This is a genomic window from Bradyrhizobium sp. P2_E8 (assembly GCF_056403875.1).
Genome location: NZ_JBFUES010001624.1, coordinates 1 through 971, shown reverse-complemented (window position 1 = coordinate 971; position 971 = coordinate 1). Strand labels below are relative to the sequence as shown.

Below are 971 nucleotides of genomic sequence, written 5' to 3'. Positions count from 1 at the left end.
TCGGGCTTGAGCACCATCAGCATGCGCTCCTGGCTCTCGGAGAGCATCATCTCGTAGGCGCTCATGCCGGTCTCGCGGGTCGGCACCGCGTCGAGATCGAGGTCGACGCCGAGGTCGCCCTTGGCGCCCATCTCGACGGCCGAACAGGTCAGGCCCGCCGCGCCCATGTCCTGGATCGCGATGACGCAGCCCTTCTCCATGATCTCGAGGCACGCCTCGAGCAAAAGTTTCTCGGCGAAGGGATCGCCGACCTGCACGGTCGGGCGCTTCTCCTCGGACTTGTCGTCGAACTCGGCCGAGGCCATCGAGGCGCCATGGATGCCGTCGCGGCCGGTCTTGGAGCCCAGATAGACGATCGGCATGTTCACGCCGGAGGCGGCCGCATAGAAGATCTTGTCGGCGTCGGCGAGGCCCACGGCCATCGCATTGACGAGGATGTTGCCGTCATAGCGGGTGTGGAAGCGCACTTGGCCCCCCACCGTCGGCACGCCGAAGGAATTGCCGTAGCCGCCGACGCCGGCGACCACGCCGGAGACCAGGTGCCGGGTCTTGGCATGCTCGGGCGCACCGAAGCTCAGCGCATTGAGGCAGGCGATCGGGCGCGCGCCCATCGTGAAGACGTCGCGCAAAATGCCGCCGACGCCGGTGGTCGCGCCCTGGTAGGGCTCGATGTAGCTCGGGTGGTTGTGGCTCTCCATCTTGAAGACCACGGCCTGGCCGTCGCCGATGTCGATCACGCCGGCATTCTCGCCGGGGCCCTGGATCACCCAGGGCGCTTTCGTCGGCAGGCCACGCAGATGGATGCGCGAGGATTTGTACGAGCAATGCTCGTTCCACATCGCCGAGAAGATGCCGAGCTCGGTGAAGGTCGGCTCCCGCCCGATCAGCTTCAGGATGCGCTCGTATTCGTCGGGCTTGAGCCCGTGGGCGGCAACCAGTTCGGGGGTGATCTTGGGTTCGTTCTTCATGGA

1 protein-coding gene is annotated in these 971 nt (G+C 66.1%); it reads right to left on the bottom strand.

Annotated elements, in window-relative coordinates; genetic code table 11:
• Positions 1-968, bottom strand: a 968-nt coding sequence (locus tag AC1D00_RS42820; RefSeq protein ID WP_477014879.1) for an AIR synthase related protein, incomplete at its 3' end; no start/stop codon positions are given.
• Between the last annotated feature and the right edge of the window lie 3 nt (positions 969-971).